The sequence below is a fragment of the Actinosynnema sp. genome (genome assembly GCF_052038725.1).
Genome location: NZ_JBQGCX010001106.1, coordinates 1 through 2153, shown reverse-complemented (window position 1 = coordinate 2153; position 2153 = coordinate 1). Strand labels below are relative to the sequence as shown.

The window sequence follows — 2153 nt, the reverse complement described above, 5'->3', positions numbered from 1 at the left end:
GCACCGCCCGGTCGACCGGGTGACGCGGGTCCACGGCGGGCGCGTCCGCGCCGCCCGTGGCGCGTCAGGAGGGGGACCGATGTCCAGACGGGGTGTCCGCGCGGCGCTGGGGGCCGTGCTGGCTTCCGCCGCGCTGCTGGGTGCCGTCGCGGCGCCCGCGCAGGCCGCGCCGGGCGAGCTGGAGCAGTGGCGGGTCCGGCAGGAGATCGTCGACAAGGCGATGGCCGAGGTCGGGCAGCGCGAGAGCGGGCCCGAGCTGTACCCCGAGCGCTACCAGCAGGTCGACTCCGCCGTCATGCGCCCCGCGCAGTGGTGCGGGGTGTTCGTGAACTGGGCGTGGACCGTCGGCGGCGTGGAGGACCGGCCGTCCATGCGGCCCGCGCCCGGCGCGTCCGGCCTCGACCAGGGGCACTGGGCGACCTACTGGCAGAAGTGGGCTCGGGAGAACGGCAAGTGGCGCGACATCTCCGAGCGCAACGTGGAGATGGGCGACGTCGTCGTGTTCGGCCAGTACCCGTCGATGTTCGCGCACGTCGGGCTGGTCGTGGAGGTCAGGTACGACGACAGCGGCCTCAAGGCCACGCACGTGCGCACCGTCGAGGGCAACTACGGCGACCGGGTGGCCTACACCCGGTGGCGCAAGATCGACGGGTTGAGCGCGGGCTTCGGCCGACCGGCCAGCGGGTTCGTCTCGCCGTTCTAGTCCGACCGCGACGGGCTCCCTCCGGAAGCCGGGGGGAGCCCGTCGCGCGTCAGTCGACGGGCAGCTCGCGGCCGAGCACCGCGAAGGGGCGCGGGTCGCCGGTGAACTGGTAGTGCCGCAGCACGTCCACGAAGCCCACCCGCCGGTACAGCTTCCACGCCCGGCTCGTGCCCTCCGGCGTCGACAGCAGCACGCGCGGGCTCGACACGCCCGCCAGCAGCTCCCGCAGCAGCGCCTCGCCGATCCCGGCGCCCTGCGCGCTCGGCAGCACGTGCAGCTCGGTCAGCTCGAAGTAGTCGCTCATCCACTCCTGCGCCGCGGCCGGGCCGGACACCAGGGTCAGCCCGTGCCGCACCTGCTCGTGCCACCACTGGCCGGACGCCCCGTGGTAGCCGTAGCCGAGGCCGACCAGCTCGTCGTCCTCGCCGAGCGCCAGCACGCACCGCCAGCCCTCGCGGGTCATGTGCGCCATCCACATCGGGGCGCGCTGCTCGGCGGTGCCCCTCGGGTAGCGCATGGCGTTCACGTACAGCGCCAGCGCCTCGGGCAGCCGCGCGGTCAGCTCGGCGGGGGAGGCCTCGACCAGCTTGCGCGCGGGCGGGAGCGCGGTCACCGGACCACCTCGACGGGGGCGCCGCCGGTCAGCTCGACCAGGGCCTCGAACGTCGTGGGGAAGACCGCGTGCGGGTGCCCCGCCGCCGCCCACACCTGTTCGTGCTCCCGCAGCGCCACGTCCACGAGGGTCCGCAGCGGCGCCGGGTGCCCGACGGGCGCGACCCCGCCGATGACCTGGCCGGTGTGCTCGCGGACGAACGCCGGGGTGGCCCGCTCGACCGAGTCCGCGCCGACCAGCTCCGCCAGCAGCGCGGTGTCGGCGCGGTGCGCGCCCGAGGTCAGCGCGAGCAGCGGGGTGGCGACGCCGTCGGTGACGGCGGCGAAGACCAGGCTGTTCGCGATCGCGCCGACCGGGACGCCGACCGCCTCGGCGGCCTCGGCGGCGGTGCGGACCGCGTCCGCGAGCACGCGGATGCCCCGCGAGGAATCGGAGTGGCCGGACTCGTCCAGCACTGCGGCGACCTTGGCGATGCCGGGGTGGTCGTGGGGTGCGCTCACCTGTTCATGAGACCACGTCCGGCCGGGTTGTTGAGTGCCGGGCCGACGCGCTACGCTGATCACGTTCGAACACCTGTTCGAGCGATGCCCTGGCGTGGGGCGGGGGAAGCGCCCCACGCCAGGCGCCGCGCAGCAGCACAAACCCCCAACCGCTGCACCGCGCCCCTCACCGCAACCCGATGCACTTGGTCTCTTCCTCGATTCCGCTACCCGGATCCTGGCCCCGGATCCCCGATTTCCGATCCCCGTTCTCCGGCCCCAGCCCTGGCCCCGGCTCCCGAACCACGGCCCCGCCCCAAGTCCCGGCCCTGCCTCGAATCCCAACCCCCGCTCTGCT

General features: G+C 74.6%; 3 protein-coding genes. 1 reads left to right on the top strand and 2 read right to left on the bottom strand.

What is annotated here, in order from left to right:
* Positions 1 to 79 precede the first annotated feature (79 nt).
* A complete protein-coding gene (locus ACTUAL_RS23360; protein WP_440901742.1) occupies positions 80 to 703 on the top strand; it encodes a CHAP domain-containing protein in 624 nt (207 codons plus the stop codon).
* A 49-nt stretch (positions 704 to 752) separates the two neighbouring features.
* On the opposite strand, the gene ACTUAL_RS23355 is transcribed toward ACTUAL_RS23360, so the two are convergent.
* Complete coding sequence (locus tag ACTUAL_RS23355) at positions 753 to 1316, bottom strand: GNAT family N-acetyltransferase (protein ID WP_096492028.1); 564 nt, start codon at positions 1314 to 1316, stop codon at positions 753 to 755.
* A complete protein-coding gene (locus tag ACTUAL_RS23350) occupies positions 1313 to 1816 on the bottom strand; it encodes a YbaK/EbsC family protein (protein WP_096492029.1) in 504 nt (167 codons plus the stop codon). Before ACTUAL_RS23350 ends, ACTUAL_RS23355 begins: the two co-directional genes overlap by 4 nt.
* Positions 1817 to 2153 lie beyond the last annotated feature (337 nt).

Bases quoted from the DNA above. Each gene is read 5' to 3' on its own strand.
- ACTUAL_RS23360 (WP_440901742.1), top strand. From the start codon at position 80: ATGTCCAGACGGGGTGTCCGCGCGGCGCTGGGGGCCGTGCTGGCTTCC.